Origin of the sequence: Halorubrum sp. Atlit-26R (genome assembly GCF_003666015.1) — an archaeon.
Classification (GTDB): Archaea; Halobacteriota; Halobacteria; order Halobacteriales; family Haloferacaceae; genus Halorubrum.
The window spans coordinates 1-488 of sequence record NZ_QPLT01000441.1 but is presented as its reverse complement, the minus strand read 5'-3'; the positions used below and the strand labels follow the sequence as shown (position 1 = coordinate 488).

General features: G+C 65.0%; 1 protein-coding gene. It reads right to left on the bottom strand.

Going from position 1 to position 488, the window contains the following annotated elements; genetic code table 11:
- Positions 1 to 488, bottom strand: a 488-nt coding sequence (locus DVK07_RS21355) for an ABC transporter ATP-binding protein (RefSeq protein ID WP_147441331.1), incomplete at both ends; no start/stop codon positions are given.

Below are 488 nucleotides of genomic sequence, written 5' to 3'. Positions count from 1 at the left end.
AAGCCGGCCATCATCGATGATGCCGACCGTATCACATACCGCTTCGACCTGGGCGAGTTGGTGTGTCGAGAGTATGACGGTCGCGCCACGAGCGTGCTCCTCTCGGACGATGCGTCTCAACATCTCGATTCCGTGGGGGTCGAGTCCGGCTGCCGGTTCGTCGAGAATGATCAGGTCGGGTGCGCCGACGAGTGCCATCGCTAGTCCCAGCCGCTGGCTCATTCCGTGCGAGTACCCGCCCGCGGTGCGGTCGGCGGCGTCAGCGAGCCCGACCCGTGCCAGCGCCTCGTCAGTATCGATCGTCACGCCATTGGCGCGGGCGGCGGAGTCAAGATGTTCCCGGCCGGTTAGGCGCTCGTACGGCGTAAACCCGTCCGGCAAGATACCGGTTCGTCGGCGGATCTCGACCGGCGAGGTACGAACGTCCATTCCGAGAACACGTACTGTCCCCTCGGTAGCGTGGACGAGCCCGACCAGAGCGTCGATAG